26 protein-coding genes are annotated in these 26,273 nt (G+C 71.6%); 19 read left to right on the top strand and 7 right to left on the bottom strand.

What is annotated here, in order from left to right; translation table 11 throughout:
• The first annotated feature begins 25 nt into the window (after positions 1–25).
• Positions 26–1,273, top strand: coding sequence for a THUMP domain-containing class I SAM-dependent RNA methyltransferase (locus ACEN9J_RS17365; RefSeq protein WP_057595753.1), 1,248 nt, complete (start codon positions 26–28; stop codon positions 1,271–1,273).
• Here the strand turns inward: ACEN9J_RS17365 and ACEN9J_RS17360 are convergent.
• Positions 1,259–1,741: a surface-adhesin E family protein gene (locus ACEN9J_RS17360; protein WP_057595754.1), complete on the bottom strand. Its 483-nt coding sequence runs from the start codon at positions 1,739–1,741 to the stop codon at positions 1,259–1,261. The two genes, ACEN9J_RS17365 and ACEN9J_RS17360, sit on opposite strands and share 15 nt — an antisense overlap.
• Before the next feature lie 83 nt (positions 1,742–1,824).
• Between ACEN9J_RS17360 and ACEN9J_RS17355 the strand changes: the two genes are divergently transcribed.
• The 15 genes from ACEN9J_RS17355 (at position 1,825) to ACEN9J_RS17285 (ending at position 17,973) form a co-directional block, all read left to right on the top strand.
• Positions 1,825–2,289 (top strand): putative toxin-antitoxin system toxin component, PIN family, encoded by a 465-nt coding sequence (locus ACEN9J_RS17355; RefSeq protein ID WP_413761626.1) that lies wholly within the window; start codon positions 1,825–1,827, stop codon positions 2,287–2,289.
• Between the two features lie 428 nt (positions 2,290–2,717).
• Positions 2,718–3,653, top strand: coding sequence for an AraC family transcriptional regulator (locus ACEN9J_RS17350; RefSeq protein WP_057595780.1), 936 nt, complete (start codon positions 2,718–2,720; stop codon positions 3,651–3,653).
• Between the two features lie 178 nt (positions 3,654–3,831).
• Complete coding sequence (locus ACEN9J_RS17345) at positions 3,832–4,137, top strand: Flp family type IVb pilin (RefSeq protein WP_057595756.1); 306 nt, start codon at positions 3,832–3,834, stop codon at positions 4,135–4,137.
• A 40-nt stretch (positions 4,138–4,177) separates the two neighbouring features.
• Positions 4,178–6,061 (top strand): Tad domain-containing protein, encoded by a 1,884-nt coding sequence (locus tag ACEN9J_RS17340; RefSeq protein ID WP_057595757.1) that lies wholly within the window; start codon positions 4,178–4,180, stop codon positions 6,059–6,061.
• Positions 6,058–7,035 carry a hypothetical protein gene (locus ACEN9J_RS17335; protein WP_413761625.1) on the top strand — a complete coding sequence of 326 codons (978 nt, stop codon included), beginning with the start codon at positions 6,058–6,060 and terminating at the stop codon, positions 7,033–7,035. The genes ACEN9J_RS17340 and ACEN9J_RS17335 overlap by 4 nt, the downstream gene beginning before the upstream one ends.
• Positions 7,036–7,039: 4 nt before the next feature.
• Entirely contained in the window at positions 7,040–7,753 is a 714-nt protein-coding gene (locus tag ACEN9J_RS17330; protein WP_413761624.1) for a hypothetical protein, read from the top strand.
• Positions 7,750–7,947: a hypothetical protein gene (locus ACEN9J_RS17325; RefSeq protein ID WP_057595760.1), complete on the top strand. Its 198-nt coding sequence runs from the start codon at positions 7,750–7,752 to the stop codon at positions 7,945–7,947. Before ACEN9J_RS17330 ends, ACEN9J_RS17325 begins: the two co-directional genes overlap by 4 nt.
• Before the next feature lie 31 nt (positions 7,948–7,978).
• Positions 7,979–8,947, top strand: coding sequence for a Flp pilus assembly protein CpaB (cpaB, locus tag ACEN9J_RS17320; protein ID WP_057595761.1), 969 nt, complete (start codon positions 7,979–7,981; stop codon positions 8,945–8,947).
• 73 nt (positions 8,948–9,020) lie between these two features.
• On the top strand, positions 9,021–10,718 hold the full coding sequence (locus ACEN9J_RS17315; protein ID WP_413761623.1) for a type II and III secretion system protein family protein: 1,698 nt from the start codon (positions 9,021–9,023) through the stop codon (positions 10,716–10,718).
• A 14-nt stretch (positions 10,719–10,732) separates the two neighbouring features.
• Positions 10,733–12,376, top strand: a complete 1,644-nt coding sequence (locus ACEN9J_RS17310; protein WP_413761622.1) for an ATPase, T2SS/T4P/T4SS family — start codon at positions 10,733–10,735, stop codon at positions 12,374–12,376.
• The gene (locus ACEN9J_RS17305; protein WP_413761621.1) at positions 12,373–13,230 is read left to right on the top strand and encodes a type II secretion system F family protein; all 858 of its coding nucleotides are present in this window, start codon (positions 12,373–12,375) and stop codon (positions 13,228–13,230) included. Before ACEN9J_RS17310 ends, ACEN9J_RS17305 begins: the two co-directional genes overlap by 4 nt.
• Positions 13,231–13,248: 18 nt before the next feature.
• Entirely contained in the window at positions 13,249–14,136 is an 888-nt protein-coding gene (locus ACEN9J_RS17300; RefSeq protein WP_057595765.1) for a type II secretion system F family protein, read from the top strand.
• Positions 14,137–14,145: 9 nt separating this feature from the next.
• Positions 14,146–14,490, top strand: a complete 345-nt coding sequence (locus ACEN9J_RS17295) for a DUF192 domain-containing protein (RefSeq protein ID WP_057595766.1) — start codon at positions 14,146–14,148, stop codon at positions 14,488–14,490.
• A gap of 25 nt (positions 14,491–14,515) precedes the next feature.
• The gene (locus ACEN9J_RS17290; RefSeq protein WP_413761620.1) at positions 14,516–15,724 is read left to right on the top strand and encodes a TadE/TadG family type IV pilus assembly protein; all 1,209 of its coding nucleotides are present in this window, start codon (positions 14,516–14,518) and stop codon (positions 15,722–15,724) included.
• Positions 15,721–17,973, top strand: coding sequence for a spermidine synthase (locus ACEN9J_RS17285; RefSeq protein ID WP_413761619.1), 2,253 nt, complete (start codon positions 15,721–15,723; stop codon positions 17,971–17,973). The genes ACEN9J_RS17290 and ACEN9J_RS17285 overlap by 4 nt, the downstream gene beginning before the upstream one ends.
• A gap of 6 nt (positions 17,974–17,979) precedes the next feature.
• Here ACEN9J_RS17285 and ACEN9J_RS17280 read toward each other — a convergent pair whose 3' ends face one another.
• Complete coding sequence (locus ACEN9J_RS17280; protein WP_057595770.1) at positions 17,980–18,888, bottom strand: hypothetical protein; 909 nt, start codon at positions 18,886–18,888, stop codon at positions 17,980–17,982.
• Positions 18,885–20,603: an FMN-binding glutamate synthase family protein gene (locus ACEN9J_RS17275; protein ID WP_413761618.1), complete on the bottom strand. Its 1,719-nt coding sequence runs from the start codon at positions 20,601–20,603 to the stop codon at positions 18,885–18,887. Before ACEN9J_RS17275 ends, ACEN9J_RS17280 begins: the two co-directional genes overlap by 4 nt.
• A gap of 57 nt (positions 20,604–20,660) precedes the next feature.
• On the opposite strand from ACEN9J_RS17275, the gene ACEN9J_RS17270 reads away from it, so the two are divergent.
• Positions 20,661–21,458, top strand: a complete 798-nt coding sequence (locus ACEN9J_RS17270; protein ID WP_413761617.1) for a UPF0149 family protein — start codon at positions 20,661–20,663, stop codon at positions 21,456–21,458.
• Between the two features lie 58 nt (positions 21,459–21,516).
• Positions 21,517–22,710: an MFS transporter gene (locus tag ACEN9J_RS17265; RefSeq protein ID WP_296735511.1), complete on the top strand. Its 1,194-nt coding sequence runs from the start codon at positions 21,517–21,519 to the stop codon at positions 22,708–22,710.
• Here the strand turns inward: ACEN9J_RS17265 and ACEN9J_RS17260 are convergent.
• From ACEN9J_RS17260 to ACEN9J_RS17250, 3 genes are read right to left on the bottom strand one after another with little or no spacing between them, the layout of a single operon-like run.
• Positions 22,700–23,020, bottom strand: a complete 321-nt coding sequence (locus ACEN9J_RS17260; protein ID WP_057595774.1) for a GNAT family N-acetyltransferase — start codon at positions 23,018–23,020, stop codon at positions 22,700–22,702. The two genes, ACEN9J_RS17265 and ACEN9J_RS17260, sit on opposite strands and share 11 nt — an antisense overlap.
• 23 nt (positions 23,021–23,043) lie before the next feature.
• Positions 23,044–23,541 (bottom strand): nuclear transport factor 2 family protein, encoded by a 498-nt coding sequence (locus ACEN9J_RS17255; RefSeq protein WP_057595775.1) that lies wholly within the window; start codon positions 23,539–23,541, stop codon positions 23,044–23,046.
• A 41-nt stretch (positions 23,542–23,582) separates the two neighbouring features.
• Positions 23,583–24,479: a LysR family transcriptional regulator gene (locus ACEN9J_RS17250; protein WP_413761616.1), complete on the bottom strand. Its 897-nt coding sequence runs from the start codon at positions 24,477–24,479 to the stop codon at positions 23,583–23,585.
• A gap of 78 nt (positions 24,480–24,557) precedes the next feature.
• On the opposite strand from ACEN9J_RS17250, the gene ACEN9J_RS17245 reads away from it, so the two are divergent.
• Positions 24,558–25,742 (top strand): Acg family FMN-binding oxidoreductase, encoded by a 1,185-nt coding sequence (locus ACEN9J_RS17245; RefSeq protein WP_057595777.1) that lies wholly within the window; start codon positions 24,558–24,560, stop codon positions 25,740–25,742.
• Here the strand turns inward: ACEN9J_RS17245 and ACEN9J_RS17240 are convergent, their stop codons facing one another.
• Entirely contained in the window at positions 25,743–26,273 is a 531-nt protein-coding gene (locus tag ACEN9J_RS17240; RefSeq protein ID WP_261209208.1) for a CinA family protein, read from the bottom strand.

Here is a 26,273-nt window from a genome sequence, read left to right as displayed (position 1 = left end):
CCGGCCGTCGACCAAGCGAACTTCCGTGAATGATCTCTCCCTTTTCCTGCCTTGCGCCGCCGGCGTCGAGGAGTTTCTCGCGCAGGAGGTGCATGCGCTCACCGGCCGTGCCGGCGACGACCTGCTGATGCTGCGCGGCGGCGTGCGGGTGCGCGCCGACTGGCGCGAGGTGCTGCAGCTCAACCTGCACTGCCGCCTCGCGCAGCGCGTGCTGGTCGAGCTGGCCCAGGGCCTGTACCGCAACGAGAACGACCTCTACGGGCTGGCCAGCGGCGTGGCCTGGGAGATCTGGTTCACGCCCAGGCAGACCTTCAAGATCGAGACCACGGCCCAGCACAGCCCGCTGCAGAGCCTGAACTTCGCCACCCTGCGCATCAAGGACGCGATCGCCGACCGCTTCCGCGCCAAGGCCGGCGGCGTGCGCCCCAGCATCGAGACCCAGTGGCCCGACTGCCGCGTGTTCGCGCACCTGACCACCGACACCTGCACCCTCTACATCGACACCTCGGGCGAGCCGCTGTTCAAGCGCGGCTGGCGCCAGGACAAGGGCGACGCGCCGCTGAAGGAAACCCTGGCCGCCGCCATGCTGGCCGCCAGCGGCTGGTGGAACCCCGAGACCGGCGAGGTCGACGACAAGCCGCTGTACGACCCCTGCTGCGGCAGCGGCACCATCGCCATCGAGGCGGCCCAGATCGCGCTCGGCATCCCGGCCGGCTGGCTGCGCCGCTTCGGCTTCGAGAAGCTGCTGCCGTTCCAGCCCCACGTGTGGGCCGCGGTGCGCGCCGCCTCCGAACCGCCGGCGGCCGAAGCGGGCGCCGCGCCGCGCATCTTCGGCTCCGACGTCTCGCACCGCATGGTCGATTTCGCGCAGCGCAATGCCGAGCGCGCGGGCGTCGACCACGCGGTCGAGTTCCGCGGCGGCGACGCGCTGCAGCGCATGCCGCCCGCCGCGGCCGGCCTGATCGTGCTGAACCCGCCCTACGGCGAGCGCATCGGCATCGGCGGCGTGGCGCGCAGCGGCGCGCGCGAGACCGCGCAGGTGGCGGCGCCGGCCGCGGGCGAGGGGGAAGGCGACGGCGGCGAATTCTTCCCGCAGCTCGCGAGCCACTGGAAGAAGAACTACCCGGGCTGGACCGCCTGGGTGCTCACGCCCGACCTCAAGCTGCCCAAGCGCATGCGCCTGAAGGAATCGCGCCGCGTGCCGATGTGGAACGGCCCGATCGAGTGCCGGCTGTTCCGCTTCGACATGGTGGCGGGCTCAGCGCGCGGGTAGCGAGGCGGCGTCGGCCGGCGCTGGCGCCGCGCCGTCGCCACCGGTGCGCGGCGGGCGCACGCTGCAGGCCGCGTTCACGGTGCGCACCGCGAGATCGGGCGGCGCGCCCGCGAAGGCCATCGGCCGCCGGTCCTGCGGCTCGAACACGCGCACCGCGATGGGTTCGCCCACGAAATCGGGCCGGCCGTAGTAGGTGGCGCTCACATAGCGCGCGGCGCGCGCCTCGCAGTCGACCTGCACGCGGCTCGTGAACGAGCGGAACACGATGCCGTCGCGCGTGGTGCGCGGCGCGGCCAGGCTCAGGCGCACCGCCATCGTGCGCTGCGAGCCCTCGGCCTCCACGCTGGTGGGGTCGACCTGCACGTAGCTCTCGCCAGGCACGCCGGCCGAGCCGCGCAGGGTGAACCATTCGGCACGGGCGCCGGCGGCGGCGAGGAGCAGGAGGCACAGCAGCGAGAATCGCTTCATCGAAAGAAGATGCAACAGGGCGATGGCGGATGCGCGATTGTCCCTGCCCCCGTCCCGCCGCGGGCGCCATCGTGTGATTTGACATGTCCCTGCCTTCCCCCGGCGCGCACGCCGCCGATGCCGCTGCCGCTCCCGCCGATGTCGTCATCGACACCAACATCGCGCTCGACCTGCTGGTGTTCGACAACCCCGAGAGCGCGCCGCTCGCGGCCGCGCTCGCCGAGGGCCGGCTGCGCTGGCTCGCGACCGCGGCGATGCGCGTGGAGCTCGCGCGCGTGCTCGGCTATCCGCTGATCGTGCGCCGCCTCGCGCAGCGCGAGCGCGCGGCCGAGGCGGTGCTGGCCGAGTTCGACGCGCGCTGCGTGATGGTGGATGGCGTGCCGCCGCGCGCGAGCTGCGTGTGCAAGGACCCCGACGACCAGGTCTTCATCGACCTCGCGGTCGCGCGCGGCGCGCTGCTGCTGAGCAAGGACCGCGCGGTGCTCGTCATGCGCAAGCGGCTGGCCGCGCGCGGCGTGGTCGTGCGTTCGGACTGGGCCGCCGGGTAGGCCTTCGGCCTGCATGCGCGGGCGACGCCGGCCGACACGGCTTCGCGGCGCCGCGATGGGCATACAGGTGCCATCGCACGGCTCAATGGAGGCTCGCGTACGGCGGGGGATTCAGAGGGCCGATGGGAAAAGACGAGGAAAAAAGGTTGCATGCGCAAGCTGTCTAGACAGCCATGGCAGGGCACGCAGATGCACCACTGTGGCGTTTGCCATGAGCGCATAAACACCGCCGTCATCCGCATAGGGTCTGGCATTTGCTTGTGGCCCTCACTATCTTCCGCCCCGCGCAAGCGGCCCCACCCAGGGAATCGGCAGCCTCGCGGCTGACACGCAAAGAAGGTCCGCTCGACTTCGGAAGCCGGCGATTCGTCGCCGGCCGATCCGCGCCGCCACGTTCGGCCGGCGCCATGTCCAACACCAAGAAAGTCATGCCGAATCCAAGCCAAAGACCACCGCGCCAGCTGCTGCCCGAATTCGAAGTCGAGATGTCCCGTTCGCCCGCCCTGGGCTATGAATCCCCGCAGGAGCGCGGCCTGGTGCGCTGCCTCAAGCACGGCTACCCGACGCCGCTCGCGCGCTGGCACTGCCACGAGGAGTACGAGCTGCACCTGATCGTGGCGACCTCGGGCACCGCCTTCGTCGGCGACTGGATCGGCGACTTCGAGCCCGGCCACCTCGTGCTGTGCGGACCGAAGCTGCCGCACAACTGGATCTCGCGCGAGGTGCCGTCCGAGGGCGTGGCCGTGCGCGACCTCGTGATCCAGTTCCTGCACGACCCGATCGTCGAGGCCGCGCAGAAGATCCCCGAGCTGCTCGAGGCGGTGCGCGTGCTCGAGCGCGCGCGCCACGGCATCGAGTTCTTCGGCATGGCCGAGCAGGCGCAGACGCACTGGCGGCGCGTGAAGGCCGCGCGCGGCCTCAAGCGCTTCAGCCTGTTCTGCGACTTCCTCTCCGACCTCGCGCAGTGCGGCGACTACCGGCTGCTCTCGGGCATGCAGGGCGAAGGCGACAACCAGATCGATGCCATCAACGCGATCGTCACGCGCATCGAGAAGAACCCCGAGGCCGAGGCCAACGCGGCCGAGATCGCGGCCGAGCTCGGCATGAACTCGGGCCGCTTCAGCCGCATGTTCCGGCGTGCCACCGGCCACAGCTTCCTCGGCTACGTGAACCAGGTGCGCGTGAACAAGGCCTGCCTGCTGCTGATGCACAGCGATCGCTATGTCACGTCGATCTGCTACGAGGTCGGCTTCAACAACGTCTCGAACTTCAATCGCCATTTCCTCGAGATCAAGGGCGTGACGCCGACCGAGTTCCGGCGGCAGAGCCAGTTGCGGCTCGAGGGCGCGAGCATCGCGGACTGAGGTGAAAGTGCCTCGCGGCGCGAGAGTGTTTACCAAAGAATTCTCTCGCGCGATGCAATGGCGATCGACAACGAATTCGTATCGACATTCACAAAAAGTCTATCGAGGCGGCGCCGCGCGGCTTCCTACGATCCGGCTGTCTTTTCAACAGCAGCCAACTCGCAGAGGAACCTACGCAATGCATAGCCAACGCCTGACACGCATCGGTGCCCGCCTCCTTTCGCAGATCAAGATCCGCGGCCAGGGCATGACCGAGTACCTCGTCATCCTGGGCCTGATCGCGATCGCGGCGATCGCGGTGTTCAGCTTCTTCGGCCAGACCATGCGCAACCAGGTCGCGGGCATGGCGCAGGAAGTGGGCGGCAAGACCGGCACGGCCGAAGTGACCAAGGCGCAGGCCGCGGCCGGCAAGGCTTCCACCAACGCCGACATCAACATGAACATGAGCACCTATACCAAGGGCGGCGCCGACGGCGCGAAGTAAGAGCGGCGCGCGGCATCCATCGCAACGGCGAGCCAGCGAGGTGAGCATCCCTCCATCGCGCAGCGCCCGGCGGCAGTCGGGCCAGGCGATCGTCTGGATCGTCGCGATGCTGCCCTTCATCTTCCTCGCCGTGCTGGTGGTCTACAACACGGCCGCCGCCACGCGCGAGAAGATGAAGCTGCAGGCCACGGCCGATGCCACCACCTACAGCGCGAGCGTGCTCACCGCGCGCACGCTCAACTACCTCTCCTACACCAACCGCGCGATGGCCGCCAACGAGGCCAGCATCGCCACGCTGGCGAGCGTGCAGACCTCGATGGCCGCCTTCATCACGAGCGCGGCCAACATCCAGGAGGGCCTGGTCATCGCCAAGGGCTTCCAGGGCCTGCGCAACCTCGAGCGCAGCCGGCTGCCGATCGTGGGACCGATCTTCGCGCTGCAATGGCTGGTCAACGTCGGCCAGGCGCAGCGGCTGCAGCGCACCGCCGACCGCATCGCGGGCTTCGTCGAGCCGGCCTCGCGGCCGCTGCAGGTGGGCGTGGACGTGCTGCGCGTGCTCAACCAGGGCATCTCCGCGAGCCAGGCCGCGATGCTCGCGAGCACGGTGGCGCAACTGCCGCAGCTCATCGTCGACGTGATGCGCAGCAACGATCCCGACGCCACCGTGCCGCCCGGCGAGACCGCGATCCTCGCGACCAAGTACGTGGTCGACCTCGGCACCTACCTCGACACCTACCACCAGTCCACGCGCGGCCCGTTCGACGAGGACGAGTTCAACGAGGTGCTGCGCTTCGCGCACGCGGCGCAGGCCACGCGCGACGACTGGACCAAGAACCGCCGCTTCCTGCCCGACTGGGCGAGCTGGATCGGTTCGGGCCTGGCCGGCGCGATGCACGGCATCGCCAACCAGTTCCCGGTCTCGCCGCCGGGCTTCGCCGAGATCGCGGGCGACGCGCTCGCCGGGCTGGTCGAATGGAAGGGCGGCACCGAACTGGTGGCGGCGCAGAACCTGATCGGCGAGGAGCAGGGCCGCATCCGCTGGCAGTCGGCCGATTCGATCGAGATCAAGCTGCCGATCGGCCTGCTCTACACCGACATCATCGGCGGCGCGAGCGACATCGCGCGCGGCCGCTTCGGCCTCGGTGCCGGCGCCGCCGCGGCCGGCGGCCCCAACTACATGAGCAGCTGGGAAGGCCAGCGCCTCACCCTGCGCAGCTATGCGCGCGAGGCCCGCACCTACGGCGGCCTGAACCGCGAGATCGGCGACCACGCCTACATGGAGCGCGGCTCGTTCCAGCGCGCGGCCGGCGACCGCGACGGCGCCATCCTGCCCGGCGCCTTCCCGGTGCTGGTGTTCAACGCCAAGCTGCACTACGGCCCGCGCACCTCGATCGGCACCAACCTCACGCAGGGCTGGAGCCTGCCGCGCTACGTCGACGTGCGCGAGCATCCGCCGATGCGCGCCAACGAGGCCGACAACTGGATCGCCGAGCAGGCGATCCGCGGCGCCAATCCGCTCAAGTGGGGCAAGAACACCGACAAGGGACCGGCCTTCACGCTGGTGGTGCAGAAGGGCGCCGAGCGCGTGCGCACCGGCCAGGTCGCCGGCTTCGGCGACGCGAGCGAGGAGGGCCGCACCGGCCTGCGCGACAACTTCGCGGGCAACCAGGTGAAGGCGGTGTCGACCGCGCAGGTCTACTTCCGCCGGCCGCAGGACCGCTGGGCGCGGCGCGACTTCTCGGCCACCGATCCGCCGACCGTCGGCGGCCACAACGTCGGCTTCGCGGGCGGCTACATCGAGCACCGCAGCCTGTTCAGCCCCTACTGGCACGTGCACAACATCGAGCCCTCGCTGTGGGCGCGCGCGGTCGCCACCGGCGGCGCGATCGTGAGCGCGGGCGCGCAGGAGGACAACGGGCAATGACCGCACGTCGCATGCATCCGCGCGCCGCGACGCAGCGCGGCCAGTCGATGACCGAGACGCTCCTGATCGCGAGCTTCGCCGCGCTCGCGCTCGCGGCCGTGCCGGCCATCGGCGAGTACGGGCTCAAGCGGCTGCAGACGGTGTCGGCCGCGCGGCTGGTGGCCTGGCAGCGCACCGTGTGGCTGCCCGACGAGCACGGCGTGAGCGCCGAGGAAGCCAAGGGCGCTTCGGGCGCGATCAAGAAGACCGATGCCGAGGTCACGCGCGACCTGCGGCGCCACATCTTCCGCGACCGCCGCGAAGCGGGCGCGAGCATCCATGCCACCGAGATCGCCGAGTTCGAGGCCACGGTGCCCGCGGTCGATCCGCGCACCACGGTCGTCACCGCCTCGAGCACCGCGCAGTCGCTGCCCTCGCTGATGAATGCCTCCGACGTGCTGTGGGACAACGTGCGCGTGGCGCAGAACGCGCTGGGCAACAACCTCGTCACCGGCTCGCTCGGCAAGTTCACCTTCATCAGCAGCGGCTACCTGCGCAACGAGGTCAAGGTCACGCAGACCAACCCCGCCTTCGCGCTGGTGCCGCAGATCGAGCTCGGCGAGCAGGTCACGATGCTGACCGAGGCCTGGAATGCCGGCGGCACCAACCGCGAGGAGAAGAAGATCCAGGGCCTGGTGCCGCTGAAGCTGACCGACAGCGTGTTCTACCAGCAGCTGCGCGGCGGCCTGCACCAGACCGCCTACAGCATCAGCCAGGTCTACCCGGCCTTCGCCAACTCCAACCTCACCTTCGGTCTCACGCCTGGCGACGCGCTCGAGAAGACGCCGCTGGACCGCTTCGAGCGCTTCCCGGGCGAGACGCCGCCCGCGGGCGAGGCCGGCGGCGGCGCCGATGCCGACGGCGGCAGCCCGCGCGACAAGTTCCGCTACTACCGCGCGTTCCCGCCGACGCCGGTGGTCAACACGCTGCCCTGAGGCCATGAAGCGAACGCACGCAACCATCCGACGCCTGGGCGCCTGCGTCTGGCTGGCGCTCGCGGGCTGGGCCGGCGCGGCCGCGCCGCAGCGCGACTGGCCGCAGGTGCCCGTGCCCGGGGATGCGCGCGCCTTCTGGGTCGCCGAGTACATCGAGCAGAACACGGTGCCGATGCAGATCCGCGGGCTGGAGTCGAAGGCCCCGATGAAGGAGGTCTCGCGCTACTACGAGAAGTGGCTGGCCGAGCGCCCCGGCTACGGCGTCACCACGCTGGGCGCGGTGCGCATCCTCGGCGCGCGCTTCGGCGACTACCAGGTCACGGTGCAGCTGCGCGACACGCCCGAGGGCACCATCGGCCGGCTGGTGTCGGCCGCGGTCTACGAGCCCGTGGGCGACGTGCAGGAGCGCAGCGCGCGCATCGGCCGCGGCTTCCCGCGGCCGGCCGGCTCGCAAGTGGTGTCGGACACGCTGTCGTGGGACCAGGGCCAGCGCAACCGCACCATCGTCGTGACCAACGGCGTGAGCGTGGAGACCAATGCGCTCTACCTGCGCGAGCAGCTGCTGCGCCTGGGCTGGACGCTGGTGCAGGACCGCACCATCGAGGGCGGCCAGCGCAGCGCCCTGGTGTTCCGCCGCACCAACGAGGAAATGGCCGTGACCATCGTCAAGCGCGATCAGGCCTATGTCGTCACCGCCAGCCAGACCTCGCCCGAATGAAGCGCCCGCGCCACGTTCCCCCGCACCGCCAGCGCGGCCAGACCATCCTCGAGTACGCCATCGTCGCCGGCATCCTCGCCACGATGCTGTTCGCCACCTTCCCGGGCGCCGACCGCTCGGTGGTGGGGCTGCTGATCAAGGCCTTCCGCGATGCCTGGGCCACCTACTCGTACACGCTGTCGTTCCCGCTCTAGCGCCTTCCCTTTCCTCTCTCTCCTCTCCCGCATGAAACCCGCCTCCGCCCGATTCACCAAGTTCAAGCACAGCGTGCGGCGGCTCTCGCCGCTGATCGGCGCGGTGGCCCTCGGCGTGCTCGCCGCCGGCCTGGGCTGGTACTACCTGCGCGCCAGCGAGCGCGAGATCGCGGCCAGCCTCGAGAAGGATGCCGACAGCCAGCGGCGCGACGTGGTGGTGGCGCGCCAGGCGCTGGCCGACGGCGTCAACGTGATGCCCAACATGGTGGCCAAGCGCTCGGTGCCCAACGAGTACGTGCACAACGATGCGCTCACGCCCGAGACCTTCCAGCAGTTCGTGGGCCGCACGCTGACCGTGCCGGTGGCGCCGGGCAAGCCGCTCTTGGCCTCCTTCTTCGCGCAGCCGCGCAAGGTGTTCGCGCAGGAGATCGAGCAGGGCGTGCGCGCCGTCACGATTCCCGTGGACGAGATCAGCTCCATCTCGGGCATGCTGCGCGCGGGCGACCGCATCGACTTCATGTACGTGGTCGACAAGGGCGCGGCCGCGGCCGGCGGCGAGCCCTCGGTGGTGGTGCCGCTGCTGCAGGACGTGGAGGTGCGCGCCACCGGCCAGATCACCTCCGAGCAGTTCGCGGCGCTGCGCCGCCGGCCCGACGTGGCGGCCGATGCCGATCCCTACGCGCAGCAGCGCTACTCGACCGTCACGGTCGCGATCCAGCCGCAGGACGCGCAGAAGCTGATCCTCGCGCAGCGGCTCGGCAAGATCGTCGCGGCGCTGCGCAACCCCGAGGACCGCGCGACCATGCACACGGGCGTGGACGCGGTCGACCTCGACGCGGTGGTGGCCGGCTTCCGGCCGCAGCGCGGCGGCCCGGTGGTGGCCGCGCGCGGTCCGGCGCCGCGCCCGGGCGTGGAATACATCGTCGGCGGTGCCGGCAACCGCGGTGCGGCGCCCGCCCCGAGCCAGATGCTGCCGCAGGGCGAGCTGCCCGTGCGCTGACGCGAGCGCCTCCCCGCCATGCCGGCCGCGCGGAGGGCGCGGCTTCCGAATGTTGTTCCGAAAAGAAGTCCGAATGAATCTCAAGCGATGCACCCTGGCAGCGAGCGCGCTGTGTCTTGTCCTTCATGGCGCGGCCCGGGGCGCCGAGGGCACCATCACGGGCGGCGGCTCCTACGTGGGGACCGCGCGCGGCATGGGCGGCGCGCCCGCGGCGCTCGCGGTGCCGATCCCCGCGCCGCCGCCGTCGCTGCCTTCCGCGGCACCGTTCGCCGCGCCATCCGCCGCGCCCGCCGCCGAGCGCTCGCCCGGCATCCGGCCGCCGGCGCCGCCGCCGGCCGTCGCGCCGGTGATCACGCCCGAGGAGCTGCAGCGCATCGCGCAGCGCGCCACCGTGCTGCAGGACCTGCCGCAGACGCTCACGCTCTACGTCGGCCAGATGGTGCTCGTGAAGATGCCCGGCGTGGCGCGCGTGGCGATCGGCAGCGGCAAGGTGATGGAGGCGCGCGTGCTCGATGGCGCCAACCTGCTGATCACCGCGCAGGACGCGGGCGACAGCACGCTGCACGTGTGGGAGAAGGGCGGGCGCGTGCGCAAGCTCAAGGTGCGCGTCAACGTGGTCGACCTCGAGCGCATCGCCGAGGAGCTGCGCGAGATCACGCACGGCATCACCGGCGTGAACATCCGCCGCGTCGGCGAGCGCGTGATCCTCGACGGCAGCAACCTCGACCCGGCCGCGGTCGAGCGGCTCAACACCATCGCCCAGCTCTACGCGCCGGCCGCGGTGTCGCTGGCCACGGCCGACCGCATCCGCGTGGACCGCATGGTCGACATCCAGGTGCGCATCGTGGAGTTCACCAAGACCGCGCTCGACGACCTCGGCGTGCGCTGGCAGAGCTCGGGCGACGGCTTCAACTTCGGCCTGTTCTCGGACATCGCGGGCAACGGCCGCTACCGCATCCTGCCCGACAACTCCGGCTTCAACACCAGCACGCCCGAGGGCGCGGCCTTCCTCGCGCAGCGCCACCGCTCGCCGCAGGCCTACTTCGGCCTCGCCACCAGCCTGACCTCGCAGATCAACCTGCTGGTGCAGCGCGGCAACGCCTACCTGCTGGCCTCGCCCAACCTCAGCACGCGCAGCGGCGGCGAGGCCAAGTTCCTGGCCGGCGGCGAGATCCCGCTGCCCGCGCTGAGCACGCAGGGCGCGGGCTCGGTGGAGTTCAAGCCCTACGGCGTGCGGCTCAACATCAAGCCGATCGCCGACGGCGAGGGCAACATCTCGGGCAGCATCCTGACCGAGGTCAGCAGCATCGACCGCAGCGTGGCGGTGCAGGGCATCCCGGGCCTGCTCATTCGCCGCACCGACACCGAGTTCAACGTCAAGGCCGGCGAGACCATCGTGCTGTCGGGCCTCCTGAGCCGCGAGTCCACGCGCTCCAGCGACGGCGTGCCGGGCCTGCGCAAGGCGCCGGTGATCGGCCGCGCCTTCCGCGCCGACACCGACAACGACAAGGAGCAGGAGGTGGTGGTGTTCATCACGCCGCGCGTGGTCGATCCCTCGTACAGCCAGCCGCGCATCGAGCGCGCGCGCCAGATCGAGGGCGACGTCTCGCGCAACTTCGAGACCCTGACCGAGGACCGCTCCGACCCCGAGCGCCGCCGCCCGCCGCCGCCGGCCGCCAGCATCGACGGCCTGGTGCCGCCCGCGCCGCCGCGCGAGAGCGAGGCGCCCGACAACCCGCTGGGCTCGCCCGCCAACCCGATCGCCCCCTGAGCGGGCCGCGCCACATGCACAAGGTCTTCGTCAATTCCCCGCAGCAGCCGGTGCGCGAGTTCCCGTTCGACGCGCCCGAGCTGCAGGTCGGCAAGGACGCCGCGAGCCGCATCGTGCTCAGCGGCTGGAACGTCGCGAAGCAGCATGCGCAGTTCGTGCTGCACGAGGACGAGGTGTTCGTGCAGGACCAGGGCAGCCTGTTCGGCACCTGGGTCGACGGCAACCGCGTCACGCGCTACGGCCCGTTCAAGGGCGGCGAGGAGATCATCATCGGCGGCCACACGCTGGTGGTGTCGCTCGACAGCGCGATCCGAGCGCCGCGCGCCGACGGCCACGAGGCCGAGGAGACGCGCTCGCGCGACGCCGTGCCCGCGGTGCAGGAGGACCCGCTGCTGCAGTGGCGCCGCACCCTGCACCGCACGCTGCTGCAACAGCTGGACAACCGGCGCGTCGACACCGCGAACATGAAGGACGAGGAGCTGCGCTCCAACATCCGCGCGCTGATCGCCGAGATCATCCGCGACACGCGCGACCTGCCCGCCGAGCTCGACCGCGCGCTCCTGAGCCAGCAGCTGCTCGACGAGGCCATCGGCCTCGGGCCGCTGGAGGTGCTGCTCAAGGACGAGAGCGTGACCGAGGTGATGGTCAACCGCTTCGACGAGATCTGGATCGAGCGCGCCGGCCGCCTCGAGCGCACCAGCGTGGCCTTCACCAGCAACATCGCGGTGCTCGGCGCCATCGAGCGCATCGTCACGCCGCTCGGGCGGCGCATCGACGAGAGCTCGCCGATGGTCGACGCGCGGCTCAAGGACGGCTCGCGCGTGAACGCGATCATTCCGCCGCTGGCGCTGCGCGGGCCCAGCGTCACGATCCGGAAGTTCCCGAAGAACCGCATGGGCCACGAGGGCATGCAGCGCATCGGCTCGCTGACCGCGCCGATGGTGGAGTTCCTGCGCATCGCGGTGGAGGAGAAGCTCAACATCATCGTCTCGGGCGGCACCGGCACCGGCAAGACCACGCTGCTGAACATGATGTCGAACTTCATCCCGGGCAACGAGCGCATCGTCACCATCGAGGACGCCGCCGAGCTCTCGCTGGGGCAGCCGAACCTGGTGTCGCTCGAGTCGCGCCCGGCCAACATCGAGGGCAAGGGCCAGATCTCGATCCGCGACCTGGTGCGCAACGCGCTGCGCATGCGGCCCGACCGCATCGTGGTCGGCGAGTGCCGCGGCGGCGAGGCGCTCGACATGCTGCAGGCCATGAACACCGGCCACGACGGCTCGCTGACCACGCTGCACAGCAACTCGCCGCGCGACGCGGTCTCGCGCCTGGAGGTGCTGGTGACCATGGCCGGCATGAGCATCCCGGTGGCCGCGATCCGCGAGCAGATCGCCTCGGCGGTGGACCTGATCGTGCAGCTCACGCGCTTTCCCTGCGGCAGCCGCAAGGTCACGCAGATCACCGAGGTGGCGGGCTTCGCCGAGGGCGTGATCCAGTTCCAGGACGTCTATGCCTTCCGCAAGACCGGCGTGGACGAGAACTACCGCACCGTGGGCCACTTCGAGGCCGCGGGCACCGTGCCCGAGTTCTTCACGCGGCTGCAGGAGCACGGCGTGAAGCTCGACCTGGACTTCCTCTTCGGGGAGACGACGCGATGAAGACCCTGGTGCTGTTCGCCTCCGTGCTCTGCGGCATGGGCTTCTTCACGCTGTGCGGCTACCTGTTCCTGCGCGGCTCGCCCGAGCTCGCCTCGCGCCTCATGCAGCGGCTGCAGTCGAGCGGGCGGCGCACGCTCAACCTCTCGGAGTTCCAGGCCCAGCACGCGGTGGCCTTCGCCTCGGGCCACGTGCTGCTGGTGGCGCTGTGCGGCCTGCTGGGCTGGGCCGTCACCGGCAAGCTCATGGGCGGCGCGGTGGCGGCGGTGGTGCTGTACCTGCTGCCGGCGCGCTGGTTCGCCTGGCAGCGCAAGAAGCGGCGCAAGCAGATCGAGGCCGAGCTGCCCGACGCGCTGCTGTTCATCGCGAGCGCGCTGCGCACGGGCAGCGCGCTGTCGGTGGCGCTGCAGGTGCTGGTGCGCGACCAGCAGGGGCCGCTGGGCCAGGAGTTCGGGCTGGTGCTCAAGGAGCAGCGCCTGGGCGTGAGCTTCGACGACGCGATCCAGAAGATGGCGCAGCGCCTGGGCATCCCCGACTTCGTGCTGGTGGTGGTGGCGCTGCGCGTGTCCAAGGAGGTCGGCGGCAACCTCTCGGAACCGCTGCAGGCGCTGGCCGAGACGCTGCGGCGCAAGGCGATCCTCGAGGGCCGCATCCAGGCGCTGACCGCGCAGGGCCGCATCCAGGGGCTGGTGATGACGCTGTTCCCGGTGTTCCTCGGCGGCGTGCTCTACATGATGCAGCCCACCATGGAGCTGCTGTTCACCACCACCATCGGCTGGGTGGTGATGACCGTGGCGCTGGTGATGCTGCTGCTGGGCTACCTGATGATCCGCAAGATCGTCGCGATCGACATCTGAGCACCGCGAGGCCGCCCCATGCGTTCGCTGATCCTGCTCGCCATCGTCTTCCTGTGCGCCACCACGGGCGTGATCCTGCTGCTGTACGTGATCTCGCTGATCCGCAAGGCGCGGCCCTCCGAGCGCACGCACATGGACCCGCTGCCGCGGCTGCTGCGCATCGTGTGGCCCGCGGTCAACATCCTGCAGTTCCACATCTCCGAGATGGCGCCCACCGCGATGCTGGTGCGGCGCCGGCGCCAGCTGCAGCTCGCGGGGCTGGAGTTCGTGCTCAAGGCCGAGGAGTTCATCGCGGTGCAGGTGGTGGCGCTGCTGGTGGTGGGCGCGCTGGGCCTGTGGTGCGCGGGCCTGCTCGACGCGATGGCCGGCACCAAGGTCTGGGTCACGCTGGCCTCGTGCCTCGCGGGCTGGTACTACCCGGTGCTGTGGATGCGCGACCGGCGCAAGCGCCGCGAGAAGGAGATCCTGCGCACGCTGCCGGGCTACCTCGACATGATCACGCTGTGCTGCCAGGCCGGCCTGAGCCTCACCGGCGCGATCGCGCAGGCGGTGCAGAAGGGACCGGGCGGCGCGCTCGGGCAGGAGTTCGACCGCATGATGCGCGAGATGCGCACCGGCGCGAGCCGCATGGACGCGCTCAACGCCATGGCCGAGCGGCTCGACAACAAGCACATCAAGAGCCTGGTGTCGAACCTCACGCAGGCCGAGTCGCTGGGCGCGAGCCTGGCCGACACGCTGACCGCGATCTCCGAGCAGCGCCGCACCGAGCGCTTCCAGCAGGCCGAGAAGCTTGCGATGGAGGCACCGGTGAAGATGATCGGGCCGCTGGTGATCTTCATCTTCCCGGTGACCTTCATCATCATCTTCTTCCCGCTGGTGATGCAGTTCCTCGAGACCCAGCGCTGAAGGCCGGGCATGCGCATCGTCTCGCTCCGCACCACCGCCGCCCGCGCGCCCTTCGGCCCGGTGCGCGTGGCCGAGCGCGGCTGGGACCGCACGCGCGGGCTGCTCGGGCGTGCGCGCATCGAGGGCGGCGAGGGCCTGCTGATCACGCGCTGCAGCTCGGTGCACACCGTGGGCATGCGCTATGCGATCGACGTGGTGTTCCTCGACCGCGAGGGCCGCATCGCGCGCATCGTCGAGGGGCTGCGGCCGATGCGCATGGCGCTGTGCCTGGGCGCGGCCAGCGTGCTCGAGCTGGCCGAGGGGCAGGCCGCGCGGCTGTCGCTGCGGCCCGGGCTGCTGCTCGAAGGCTGGTAGGAACCACGACAAGGAGATGAAAGCCATGCGACACCGAACCCGTTCGCCGTATGCAACGCGCCGCCGCCCCGCGCGCGGCGTCTCGATGGTCGAGACCCTGATCGCGCTGCCGGTGCTGATCCTGTTCGTGACCAGCGTGGTCCAGTTCGGCCTGATCTACCGCGCCAAGCTCACGCTCGAGTACGCGGCGCACGAGGCCGCGCGCGCCGGTTCGCTGAACAACGGCATGCCGCTGCCCTTCATCTTCCGCATCGGCAACTCGACCATGCCGGGCGTGGGCACCGTCAACAGCGCTGCGCTCACCACGCTGACCAACGCGCTCACGCGCGGCAGCGTGTGGCAGGGCCTGGTGAAGGGGATGATGCCGCTGCAGGTGCGCGAGTCGAGCGTGGGCGGCATGCTCTCGGGCTGGGTGGCGACCAACAAGGACCTGATCGAGTCGGCCTGCATCGAGTACCTGAACCCGACGCAGACCACCTTCGTCGACTGGGCCTTCATCGAGAACTTCGGCGAGCACCGCTGGATCGTGCAGATACCGAACGACACCCTGCGCTACCGCAAGCCGCTGCCCTACGACTACAAGGCCAAGGCCATGGGCACGGCGGCCGGCATCAACGACCCGACGCCGCCCGACGCCGAGCTGCGCGGCACCGCCTCGAACAAGACGCTGGGCGAGACCAGCGTGCTGCACCTGAAGGTGCACTACGGCTACCGGCTCGGCATCCCGGTGGCCAACCGCATCATCCTCAAGGCGCTGCAGGGCTACCAGTTCGTGGCCGAGGCCTGGTTCAAGCTGCTGTCGCCCGACCGCGCGACCGCGCCCGCGGGCGACTTCCGCTTCACCCAGCTCGAGGCCTACTACATCGCCAACGGCAAGATCCCGCTCACGGCCGAGGGCGTGGTGGGCATGGAGTCGCCGATCTACTGGCATCCGTTCTATGCCTTCGGCCCGCAGGCCGACCGCACGATCGGCATCCAGTGGGACCCGGCCTGGAGCCAGAACACCGGCACCAACGTGCTGGAGGCGCCCGGCGACGCGATCACCAACGTCAGCGCCTTCATCCGCAACAACAGCACCGAGTGGGCCACTCAGCTGGCGGCACGCGGCCTCGACGCGCTGGCCGACAAGGTCGGCGACGGCAACGCCTTCTGCCCGGCGATCTGGGACGCCTCGGTCAAGGGCCAGCTCGACAACGTGCCGAGCCCGGACGGCAGCACGGGCGGCGGCGGATGAGCGTGCCGGTCTCGTCCGCGCGCGCGGCCGGCCTGTGCGCCGCCACCATCTTCGTGTCGGCCTTCCTGCTGTTCCTGGTGCAGCCGATGGTGGGGCGCCAGATCCTGCCGTGGTTCGGCGGCTCGGCCGCGGTCTGGACGCTGTGCCTGGTGTTCTTCCAGCTGTTGCTGCTGGCCGGCTACTTCTATGCCGAGCGGCTCGCGCGGCGGCCGCTGCGCACGCAGGCGGCGGTGCATGCGCTGCTGCTGCTCGCGGCCTGCGCCACGCTGCCGGTGATCCCGGGCGCGGCATGGCGCCCCGACGGGCAGGGCGACCCCTCGCTCGGCGTGCTCGCCGTGCTGGCCGCGACGGTGGGGCTGCCCTATCTCGCGGTGTGCACCACCGGCCCGCTGGTGCAGAGCTGGGTGGCGCGGCTGCATGCGCACGATGCGCAGCGGCGCGCGCGCGTGTACCGGCTGTTCGCGCTGTCGAACCTGGCCGCGCTCGCGGCGCTGGTGGCCTATCCGTTCGCGATCGAGCCGGTGTTCGCGCTGCGCACCCAGGCGCTGGCCTGGTCGGCCGGCTTCGTGCTGTTCGCGCTGCTGGCCCTGGGCTCGCTGTGGGCGGTGGCGCGCTGGCAGCGGTGCGCGGGCGAGGCGCCCGCGGCCGCGCCCGCCGCGCGTCCGGCCGCGCCGCCCGGCTGGCGCGACCAGCTGCTGTGGCTGCTGCTGTCGGCGCTCGGCACGGTGGCGCTGCTCGCGGTCTCGGCCTTCATCACGCAGGACATCGCCTCGGTGCCGCTGCTGTGGATCCTGCCGCTCGCGCTGTACCTGCTGTCGTTCGTGCTGTGCTTCGACAGCGAGCGCTGGTACCGGCGCGCCGTGTTCTGGCCCGCGGTGCTGCTGCTGGTGCCGGTGATGGGCTGGTATCCGACCACCGCGCAGCGCGCGCTGCCGATCGCCGCCGCGGTGGGGCTCTACGCGCTGGGCCTGTTCGCGGTCTGCATGTTCGCCCACGGCGAGCTCGCGCGCGCGAAGCCCGCGCCCGAGCGGCTCACGCGCTTCTACCTGATGGTGGCGCTCGGCGGCGCGATCGGCGGCCTGTTCGCGGGCGTGGCCGCGCCGCACCTGTTCGACGGCTACTGGGAACTGCCGCTGTGCCTCGCGCTGCCGGGGCTGCTGATGCTGTGGCTCACGCGCGGCCAGCAGCGCGGCCCGTGGCCATGGTTCGCCTTCGGCGTGGTCGCGGGCTTCGCGGCCTGGCTGCGGCTGGCCTCGGTCGCGGTCTCCAGCGGCGTGTACCACGCCATGGTGGCGGCGCTGGCGCTCGTGGCCGTGGCCTACACCGCGCGGCGCGCGCGCTCCTGGTCGGCGGGCGCGGGCCTGATGGGCGCCTTCGCGGCAGCCGCGGTCGCCTGGTTCACGCTGTCGAACCTGCGCGAGACCGACGGGCGCACCGCGCTGCGCGTGCGCAACTTCTACGGCGCGCTGCGCGTCGAGCAGTTCGGCGCCACCGATTCGCCCACCGCCTCGCGGCGGCTGATGCACGGCGTGATCTCGCACGGCGAGCAGCGCCTGGGCGCGGTGGCGCGCAGGCTGCCGAGCACCTACTACGGGCCGGGCTCGGGCGCCGGGCTGGCGATCGCGGCGCGCGGCACGCAGCCGCAGCGGGTGGCGGTGATCGGCCTCGGCGTGGGCACGCTCGCGGCCTACGGCCGGCCCGGCGACACCTACCGCTTCTACGAGATCAACCCGCTCGTGATGGCGGTCGCGCGCTCGCACTTCAGCTACCTCGCCGATTCGCCTGCCACCATCGAGATCGCGCAGGGCGACGCGCGGCTGCTGCTGCAGCGGGAGCTCGAGGCGCGCGGGCCGCAGGGCTTCGACGTGATCGTGGTCGACGCCTTCTCGGGCGACTCGATCCCGATGCACCTGATGACGCGCGAGGCGCTCGCGCTCTATGCCAGGCACCTCGCGCCCGGCGGCGTCGTGGCCTTCCACATCAGCAACCGCCACCTGGCGCTGGCGCCGGTGGTGCGCCGGCTGGCCGACACGGCCGGGCTGCAGGCGCGGCGCGTGCACCACGTGCCCGATGCCGACAGTCCCGCGCTCGAGCACACCTCGGAGTACGTGCTGCTGTCGCGCGACGCGGGCTTCATCGAGGGCGCGGCGATGCGCGAGCACGGCGAGCCCATCGAGGCGTCCGCGGCCGCGCCCTGGAGCGACGACCACGCCAACCTGCTGGCCGCGATGCGCTGGACGCCGCGCTGACGAGCCTCAGCGCGCCGGCGGCAGGTGCCAGCGCCCGAGCAGCCGCGCCACCGCGCGCACGCGCTGCGTGTCGCGGCCCCAGCGGCGGCTCGCGGGCAGCTTCTGCGCCCACTTCATGCGCCGCGCCGCGTTCGCGATGCGCTCGCGCACGTCGGCGTTCACCTCGGCCAGCGCCGCATGCCAGTGCTGGCCGGCGGCATCGGGCGCGGCGGCCTCGAGCATCATGGCCGTGGAATGCAGGTAGCTGAGCCAGTCGCGCGCCTGGCATTCGGCCAGCGTCATCACCTCCGAGGGGTCGTCCTCGAAATCGATGTAGCCGATCACGCCGTCGGGGCACTGCACCAGGTTGCGGTCGAAGGCCTGGCTCAGGTGCTGGCCGTGCGCATGCACGGTGGCGATTGCCGCCAGCCCCTCGCGCCAGACCGCGAGCAGCGCGGCCGGGCCGGCGGCCGCGGCCTGGTCGAGCCGTTCCTGCAGCACCACGGTGCCGCGCCCGCTGGCGCCCAGGTCGGAGATCAAGAGGCCGTCGGCCTGTTCGGCCAGCACCCGCGGCACGCGCAGGCCGGCCGCGGCCAGCTGGCGCAGCCGGCGCGCCTCGGTCGCGATGGCGGCCTCGCCGCCGGGATTGGGCACCGGCTTGATGATGTCCAGCCCCGCCATGCGCGCGACCGCGGCCATCACCCGGTAGCCCCACTTGCCGTGGCGCGGGCCGGCCTTCTTGAGCCACACGCGCTCGTCGCCGAAGCGGTGGCTGGCCACGTTCCTGGCCTGGCGCGGCAGGGTGGCGCGCAGGAAGGCCGCGTAGTCGCCCGGCGCGGGCGCGGAGGGGATCGCGTCCAGCGGGGCCGGGCCCGAGGCCACGCCCTTGCGCATCGAAAGGCGCGCGCCGGCGCCGCCACGTCGCAGCGGATTCATGCGGCCAGTGCGAGCCCCTGGGGCGCCGTGGCGAGCGCCTCCTGCGTGCCCTGGACCCCCTGCGTCAGGGGCTGGAAGCTGTCGGCGCTGGCCAGCGGCCAGTAGGTGCGGAACACGTTGTGCTGCGCGTCGAGCGGGCCCAGCAGCGCGCCCGGCTGCACCTGCATCACCAGGTTGCTCAAGAGGCGCACCTCGGTGTCGGAGATCCGGCGCACGATGTGGTGGGCCGTGATCTGCTGCGGATGGTCGAGGCCGGCGGCCTGCACCAGTTCCTTGAGCGCATGCAGCGTGCTGTGGTGGAAGTTGCGCACCCGCTCGGCCTTGGTCGGCACCACCAGCGCCTGCTGGCGTACCGGGTCCTGCGTGGTCACGCCGGTCGGGCAGTGGCCGGTGTGGCAGCTCTGCGCCTGGATGCAGCCCAGGGCCATCATGAAGCCGCGCCCCGCGTTGCACCAGTCGGCGCCCAGCGCCATCATGCGCGCCAGGTCGAAGGCGGTGATGACCTTGCCGGCGCAGCCCAGCTTGATGCGGTGGCGCAGGTTCACGCCCAGCAGCGTGTTGTGCACCAGCAGCAGCCCTTCCTGCAGCGGCGCGCCCACGTGGTCGCTGAACTCGACCGGCGCCGCGCCGGTGCCGCCCTCGGCGCCGTCGACCACGATGAAGTCGGGCGTGATGCCGGTGGCCTGCATCGCCTTGACGATGCCGAACCATTCCCAGGGATGGCCGAGGCAGAACTTGAAGCCCGTGGGCTTGCCGCCCGAGAGCTCGCGCAGCCGGGCCACGAAATGCATCATCTCGGTCGGCGTGGAGAAGGCGCTGTGCGAGGACGGCGAGATGCAGTCCACGCCGATCGGCACGCCGCGCGCGGCCGCGATCTCGGGCGTGACCTTGGGCGCCGGCAGCACGCCGCCGTGGCCGGGCTTGGCGCCCTGGCTCAGCTTGATCTCGATCATCTTCACCTGCGGGTCGCGCGCATTGGCGATGAAGCGTTCCTCGCTGAAGGTGCCGTCCTCGTTGCGGCAGCCGAAGTAGCCCGAGCCGATCTCCCAGATCAGGTCGCCGCCGTGCACCCGGTGGTGCTGCGAGATCGAGCCCTCGCCGGTGTCGTGCGCGAAGCCGCCGCTCTTGGCGCCCTGGTTGAGCGCGAGGATGGCGTTGGCCGAGAGCGCGCCGAAGCTCATGGCCGAGATGTTGAACACGCTGGCGCTATAGGGCTGCGTGCAGACCTGGGCCGGGTTGGCGTCGGCCGGCTGCGGCGTGCCGCCGATCACGATGCGGAAGTCGTGGCCGGCCAGCTTGGTCGGCTGCATCGAGTGGTTGATCCACTCGTAGCCCGCGATGGTCACGTTGAGCTGGGTGCCGAAGGGCCGGTTGTCGGGCTCGCCCTTGGCGCGCTGGTAGACCAGCGAGCGCTGGGCGCGCGAGAAGGGCGCGGCCTCGGCATCGCTCTCGATGAAGTACTGGCGGATCTCGGGCCGGATGAATTCGAGCAGGAAACGCAGGTGCCCGATCACCGGGTAGTTGCGCAGGATCGCGTGGCGGGCCTGCCGCAGGTCGTGCACGCCGGTGCCAGCGAGCACCGCGAACACCACCAGCGCGATCCAGGCGAACCAGAGATGGGGGGAGGCCAGGACGAAGGCCAGGCTGGCCGCGAAACCGGCCACGCACAGGGCGAAGGCGGTGTAGCGGACCGGGAATGGAGTGATCGTGGGCATGGTTGTTGGGGGTCTGCCGAAGCCTGCTGCATCATAGAGGGCTGCTTCGAACTTGCCATGACGACCTCCCCACCCGACTCCGCCGGCACCAGCCCGGCCCCCGCCACCGACCTGCAACCCCTCGGTCCCGACGACTTCGACGCCCTCGACCGGGCGCTCGACGCGATGCGCGAGCACGACGAGGAAATCCCCCAATGGGAGTTCTGCGAGGGCTTCATGGCGGCGCTGATTTGTACCCGCCGCGTCATCGAGCCCTCGGAGTACTGGCCCGTGCTACTGGGCGATGGCTTCGTGCCGGCCCAGCAGATGGAATTCGTCTGGCACTGGAAGCGCCGCTGGCGCGAGATCGAGACCGGTCTCGATGCCGACGTCGAGACGCTCGAGGACGAGCGCAGCTGGCAGCCCGAGGTGCTCGACACCCGTGGCGCCATCGCCATGCTGCCGCCCGAGGAGCGCGCCGAGATGGACGGCGAGGCCCTGCCCTCGTTCGCCCAGATCTGGGCGCTGGGCTTCATGTACGCGGTCGAGAACTGGCCCGAGGACTGGACCCCGCCGCGCGACAAGGAGGCGGCCCGGATGCTCGACGACGCGCTCGAGAACATCGTCGTGCTGACCGAGGACGACAAGGCCAAGCCGGTGCTCTCGATGTACGACGAGAACGGCCCGCCCAGCGTGAGCCAGCAGCGCCTGGACGACTTCGGCGCCGCCATCTGGGCCGTGTACGACCTGCGCCAGCTCTGGAAGAGCCTGGGCCCCAAGGTCGAGACCCTCCGCAAGGAAGCCGCGCCCGGCCGCAACGACCCCTGCCCCTGCGGCAGCGGCAAGAAGTACAAGAAGTGCCACGGTGCCGGCTGAGGGCGCCAGTACCGCTTCACCACCGGCCGCGGCGCTGAACGCGCGCGCGGCCTGGGCCATGGTGCTCGCGCTGTGCGCGGGCGTGGCGCTGAGCCAGGCCTTCCGCACCGTCGGCGCCATCATGGCCAGCCCGCTGCAGGCCGAGTTCGGCCTGTCGCCCCAGGCGCTGGGCATCTTCTCGGGCGCCTTCCATTTCGCCTTCGGCGCGATGCAGCTGTTCATGGGCATCGGCATCGACCTGCACGGCGTGCGGCGCACCGTGCTGGTGGCCTTCCCGGTCGCGATCGCGGGCGCGTTGCTGTCGGCCCTGTCCTCGAACTACCTGGTGCTGGTGCTGGCCCAGGCGCTGATCGGCGTGGGCTGCGCGCCGGCCTTCCTGGTCTGCACCGTGTTCATCGCGCGCCACTTCCCGGCCGAGCGCTTCGCCACCGTCTCGGGGCTGGTGCTGGCGATCGGCGGCCTGGGCATGCTGGTCACGGGCACGCCGCTTGCCTGGCTGGTGCAGGCGCATTCCTGGCGCGCCGGCTTCGTGCTGCTGGCGCTGGCGGCCGCGCTGGCCTGGCTCGCGATCTGGCACTGGGTGCGCGAACCCGCGGCGGCCGTGCCGGCGCGGCGCGAGTCGGTGCCCGAGGCGATCCGCCAGTTCGGCGCGCTGCTGATGCTGCGCCACACGTTGGGCATCGTGGTGCTGGGCGGCGTGACCTACGCCGCCTTCATCTCGCTGCGCGGGCTCTGGCTCGGGCCGCTGATGATCGAGCGGCACGGCTTCTCGCTGGTGCAGAGCGGCAACGTCGCGCTCGCGGTGTCGGTGATCTCGCTGGTCGGCGCGCCGCTGTTCGGCCGGCTCGACAGCACCGATCCCGCCGCGCGGCGCCGCCGCATCGTGCTCTGGGCGCTGGCCTACACGGGCCTGTTCGCGCTGATCGCCTTCGTGCACTCGGCCTGGCTCGACATCGCCGGCATGCTGCTGATCGGCCTGCTCTCGGGCTTCATCGTCTGGCAGTACGCCGACGTGCGCGGCGCCTACCCGGCGGCGCTCACGGGGCGCGCGATGGCGGTCTTCACCATGGCGATGTTCATGGGCGTGGCGCTGATGCAGTGGGGCACGGGCGTCGCCGCCTCGGTGGCGGTGGCGCACGGCGGCGATCCGCTCACGGCCGTGCTGGCCACCATCGCCGTGCTGCTGCTGGCGGGCATCGCGGCCTTCGCCTGGCTGCCGGCGCCTGACGGCGAGCGCGCTGCTAGATCTTGAACGCGCGCTGGATGTCCGGCCGCACCAGGTCGGCGTACTCGCGGTGCTTGCGGATGTAGCCCGCGATGAACTGGCACACCGGGATCACGTGCAGGCCGCGCGCGCGGGCTTCGTCGAGCACGTGCTTCGCGATCTTCGAGCCCAGGCCCTTGCCCTCGTGCGCGGGCATCACCTCGGTGTGGGTGAACATGATCGCGTCGGTCAGCAGGTTGTATTCGGCCAGCGCGGCGAGCTCGCCGCCGATGCGGGCCTCGTAGCGGTGCTCGGCCTCGTTGTTCGAGAGGATCGGGGCGTTGTCGTCGGTGCTCATGGTTGTCCTTGCAATGGTCGTGTTCAGGCGGGTCGGCTCGCGAGGTACCTGGCGAGGTTGGCGGCGGCGGTGGCGCGCACCTTCTTGCGCAGCATGGGCGACCAGCCCAGCAGCAGCCCCGGCGTGCCCAGCGCCTGGCGCGACCAGGTCCAGAACGGGAAGCTGTCGCGGTGGGTGGCGATCAGGCCCTCGGGCGTGAAGCCGAAGCGCGCGTCGATGCTGTTGTCGACCAGGCGACCGGTGGCGCTGAAGCGGTAGTGGGCGTCCCAGTGGGCGCTGCCGCCGCGCTCGTCGGCGCGCACGTCGCGATGGCGCAGGCGCCAGACGTCGGCGCCCTTGGCCTTCGTGGCCTCGCACAGCATGCGCCACATGCCGCCGATCTCGCGCCGCCCGCGCAGCGAGAAGGCCTCGTCGTCGAACACCGCGTCGGGTGCGTAGCAGGCTTCCATGGTGGCGGCGTCGAGCTGGGCGAACGCGCCGTAGAAGCGCTCGATGGTCTGCGCGTTGGTGGTGGCTGTCATGGGGCCTCGGGCGCCGGGAGCGCGGTGGTGGGGGAAGAAGGTCAGAGCGCGGCCGGAAGGGCGCGCACCAGGAAATCATAGACCGCGCGGATGCGCCGGTCGGTGCGGACCTCGCGGTGCACCGCCAGCCACACCGGCAGCGCGGGCAGCTTGAGCGCGGGCAGCACGCGCACCACCTCGGGGTCGCTGCGCGCCAGCGATTCGGCCACGAAGCCGATGCCCATGCCGTGGCGCAGCGCCTCCCAGTAGACGCTGACGTCGTCGGTGCGGAAGCAGAAGTCCTCGCGCTGCAGCGGCGCGCCGAGCTCGGCCGAGCTGCGCAGGATGCTCTCGTCGCGGTCGTAGCCCAGCAGGTCGTGCCGCAGCAGGTCGGTCCAGTGGCGCGGCGTGCCGCGCCGGCGCAGGTAGTCGCGCTGCGCGAAGGCGCCGAGCGCGAAGCGGCCCACGCGCCGCGCCACCAGGCTCGCGGTCTCGGGCCGGGTCATGCGCAGCGCGATGTCGGCCTCGCGCCGCAGCAGGTTGCTGACCTCGTTGCTGGCCACCAGCTCGACCTGGATCTCGGGCAGCTCCAGCCGCATGCGCGCCAGGATCGCCGGCAGCAGGTGGCGCGCCGTCGCCTGGCTGGCCGACAGCCGCACCGTGCCCGCGGTGGCGGCGTTGGCGCCGGCCACGCTGCGCGACAGCGCGAGCGCGCCGTTCTCCATCACGCGCGCCGATTCGGCCAGCTGCGTGGCCATGGCCGTGGGCTGCAGCCCCTGGCCGGTGCGCTCGAACAGCACCACGCCGAGCTGCGATTCGAGCTCGGCGATGTGCCGCCCCAGCGTCGGCTGGCTCGCGTTCAGCAGGCGCGAGGCGGCCAGCAGGCTGCCGCTGTCGAGCGCCGCGAGGAAGGAGCGGATCAGCCGCCAGTCGAAATCGAGGTCGGTGCCGCGCCGCATGGGGTATTCAATTCTGAATATCTGTTGTCAATGGTTGTCTAATTGTGATCTGAGTTTCGCCTTCCGATAATTCCCGGCATGGACGAGCGAAGAAACTTTGTCCGGCTGCTGGGAGGCGGTGTGGTGCTGGCCGCGGGCGCCGCGGCACTGGCCACCTGGTGGCTGCACGACGACATGCCGGCCGCGGCCCTCGAGATCTGGAACGGTCCGGGCGACGAGCCCGACGTGCGCCGGCGCGCGCTCGCCTATGCGGTGACCGCGCCCTCGGCCTACAACCGGCAGCCCTGGCGTGTGGACCTGCGCGAGCCCGATGCGATCGTCCTGTACTGCGACCGCGAGCGCCTGCTGCCCGAGACCGACCCGTTCGGGCGCCAGGCGGTGATCGGCCAGGGCGCTTTCCTCGAGCTGCTGGTGATGGCGCTGGCCCAGCAGGGCGTGGCGGCCAGCGTGCAGCTGTGGCCCCAGGGAGAGCTGCCCGCCGACCCGCGGCAGTGGGGCCACCTGCCGGTGGCGCGGCTGCGGCTGTCGAGCGGCGGCACGCCCGATCCGCTGTTTTCCCAGGTGCTGCGCCGGCGCACGCCGAAGCAGCGCTTCGACACCGCGCGGCCGGTCTCGGCCGAGCTGCTGCAGGGCGTGCTCGCGGCGGTGCCCAACGGCAGCGCGCTGCGCGCCGACGGCACGGTCGAGATGGGCCGCGTGCTGCCGCTGCGCCGGCTCTGCCTGGCCGCGGCACGGGTGGAGATCGCCACGCCGAACACCGCGCGCGAGAACCTGCGGCTGCTGCGCGTGGGCCCCGAGGAGATCCTCGCGCACCGCGACGGCTTCTCGCTCAACGATCCCGCGCTGCGGCTGGCCGTGGCACTGGGCCGCTTCGACCGCGAGGTGCCCGCGCGCGAGGGCAGCCGTGCCTTCGAGCGCACGCTGGCGCTCTACGCCGACCAGGCCGGCACGGCCATGGGCTTCGCCTGGATCAGCAGCGCGGGCAACAGCCGCACCGACCAGCTCAACGCCGGCCGCGCCTACCTGCGCCAGCAGCTGCGCGCCACCGACCTCGGGCTGGGCATGCACCCGATGAGCCAGCCGCTCGAGGAGTTCGCGGAAATGGCGGCGCACCACGCGGCGGCGCACGAGATGCTGCTGGGCCTGCCGCCGCCGCGCGACGCGCGCGGCCGCACGCTGCAGCTGCTGTGCCGGATCGGCTATCCGATGGCGCTGGTGCCGCCCGCGCCGCGCCGGCCGCTGGGCGAGTTCGCGCTGGCCTGATCAGGTCGCGCTCGGGGCTTCGAGCAGTTGCACCAGCGTGTGCAGCGCATGCCGCACCGTGGCCGCGCGCACCGTGGCGCGGTCGCCGTCGAAGCGGCGCCGCTCGGTGCGCACCTGGCCGTCGACCGACCAGCCGAACCACACGGTGCCGACCGGCTTGTCGGGCGTGCCGCCGGTGGGGCCGGCGATGCCGGTGACCGCCACCGCGACGCGCGCCGGCGCCGAATGCGCGATCGCGCCCAGCGCCATCGCGCGCGCCACCGGCTCGCTGACCGCGCCGTGCGCCTCGACCAGCGCGGCGTCCACGCCCAGCAGCTCGGTCTTGGCCGCGTTGGAGTAGGTCACGAAGCCGCGCTCGAACCAGGCGCTGGAGCCCGCGAGCTCGGTGCAGGCGGCGCCGATCAGGCCGCCGGTGCAGCTCTCGGCGGTGGCCAGCAGCCAGCCCTTCTTCAGCAGCAGGCCGGCCAGGGCCTCCACCAGCTCGGGCGTGTCGAGGTCCTGCGACGAAGGGGGCGGGAAGGAGGATTCCAT

Source organism: Variovorax sp. Varisp41 (assembly GCF_047325085.1).
GTDB lineage: Bacteria > Pseudomonadota > Gammaproteobacteria > Burkholderiales > Burkholderiaceae_C > Variovorax.
This window is presented reverse-complemented; position numbering and strand designations above follow the sequence as displayed.

Coding starts and splice junctions, on each gene's coding strand:
- ACEN9J_RS17360 (WP_057595754.1), bottom strand. CDS start 1,741: ATGAAGCGATTCTCGCTGCTGTGCCTCCTGCTCCTCGCCGCCGCCGGC.
- ACEN9J_RS17355 (WP_413761626.1), top strand. CDS start 1,825: ATGTCCCTGCCTTCCCCCGGCGCGCACGCCGCCGATGCCGCTGCCGCT.
- ACEN9J_RS17350 (WP_057595780.1), top strand. CDS start 2,718: ATGCCGAATCCAAGCCAAAGACCACCGCGCCAGCTGCTGCCCGAATTC.
- ACEN9J_RS17345 (WP_057595756.1), top strand. CDS start 3,832: ATGCATAGCCAACGCCTGACACGCATCGGTGCCCGCCTCCTTTCGCAG.
- ACEN9J_RS17335 (WP_413761625.1), top strand. CDS start 6,058: ATGACCGCACGTCGCATGCATCCGCGCGCCGCGACGCAGCGCGGCCAG.
- ACEN9J_RS17330 (WP_413761624.1), top strand. CDS start 7,040: ATGAAGCGAACGCACGCAACCATCCGACGCCTGGGCGCCTGCGTCTGG.
- ACEN9J_RS17325 (WP_057595760.1), top strand. CDS start 7,750: ATGAAGCGCCCGCGCCACGTTCCCCCGCACCGCCAGCGCGGCCAGACC.
- cpaB (WP_057595761.1), top strand. CDS start 7,979: ATGAAACCCGCCTCCGCCCGATTCACCAAGTTCAAGCACAGCGTGCGG.
- ACEN9J_RS17315 (WP_413761623.1), top strand. CDS start 9,021: ATGAATCTCAAGCGATGCACCCTGGCAGCGAGCGCGCTGTGTCTTGTC.
- ACEN9J_RS17310 (WP_413761622.1), top strand. CDS start 10,733: ATGCACAAGGTCTTCGTCAATTCCCCGCAGCAGCCGGTGCGCGAGTTC.
- ACEN9J_RS17305 (WP_413761621.1), top strand. CDS start 12,373: ATGAAGACCCTGGTGCTGTTCGCCTCCGTGCTCTGCGGCATGGGCTTC.
- ACEN9J_RS17300 (WP_057595765.1), top strand. CDS start 13,249: ATGCGTTCGCTGATCCTGCTCGCCATCGTCTTCCTGTGCGCCACCACG.
- ACEN9J_RS17295 (WP_057595766.1), top strand. CDS start 14,146: ATGCGCATCGTCTCGCTCCGCACCACCGCCGCCCGCGCGCCCTTCGGC.
- ACEN9J_RS17290 (WP_413761620.1), top strand. CDS start 14,516: ATGCGACACCGAACCCGTTCGCCGTATGCAACGCGCCGCCGCCCCGCG.
- ACEN9J_RS17285 (WP_413761619.1), top strand. CDS start 15,721: ATGAGCGTGCCGGTCTCGTCCGCGCGCGCGGCCGGCCTGTGCGCCGCC.
- ACEN9J_RS17280 (WP_057595770.1), bottom strand. CDS start 18,888: ATGAATCCGCTGCGACGTGGCGGCGCCGGCGCGCGCCTTTCGATGCGC.
- ACEN9J_RS17275 (WP_413761618.1), bottom strand. CDS start 20,603: ATGCCCACGATCACTCCATTCCCGGTCCGCTACACCGCCTTCGCCCTG.
- ACEN9J_RS17270 (WP_413761617.1), top strand. CDS start 20,661: ATGACGACCTCCCCACCCGACTCCGCCGGCACCAGCCCGGCCCCCGCC.
- ACEN9J_RS17265 (WP_296735511.1), top strand. CDS start 21,517: ATGGTGCTCGCGCTGTGCGCGGGCGTGGCGCTGAGCCAGGCCTTCCGC.
- ACEN9J_RS17260 (WP_057595774.1), bottom strand. CDS start 23,020: ATGAGCACCGACGACAACGCCCCGATCCTCTCGAACAACGAGGCCGAG.
- ACEN9J_RS17255 (WP_057595775.1), bottom strand. CDS start 23,541: ATGACAGCCACCACCAACGCGCAGACCATCGAGCGCTTCTACGGCGCG.
- ACEN9J_RS17250 (WP_413761616.1), bottom strand. CDS start 24,479: ATGCGGCGCGGCACCGACCTCGATTTCGACTGGCGGCTGATCCGCTCC.
- ACEN9J_RS17245 (WP_057595777.1), top strand. CDS start 24,558: ATGGACGAGCGAAGAAACTTTGTCCGGCTGCTGGGAGGCGGTGTGGTG.
- ACEN9J_RS17240 (WP_261209208.1), bottom strand. CDS start 26,273: ATGGAATCCTCCTTCCCGCCCCCTTCGTCGCAGGACCTCGACACGCCC.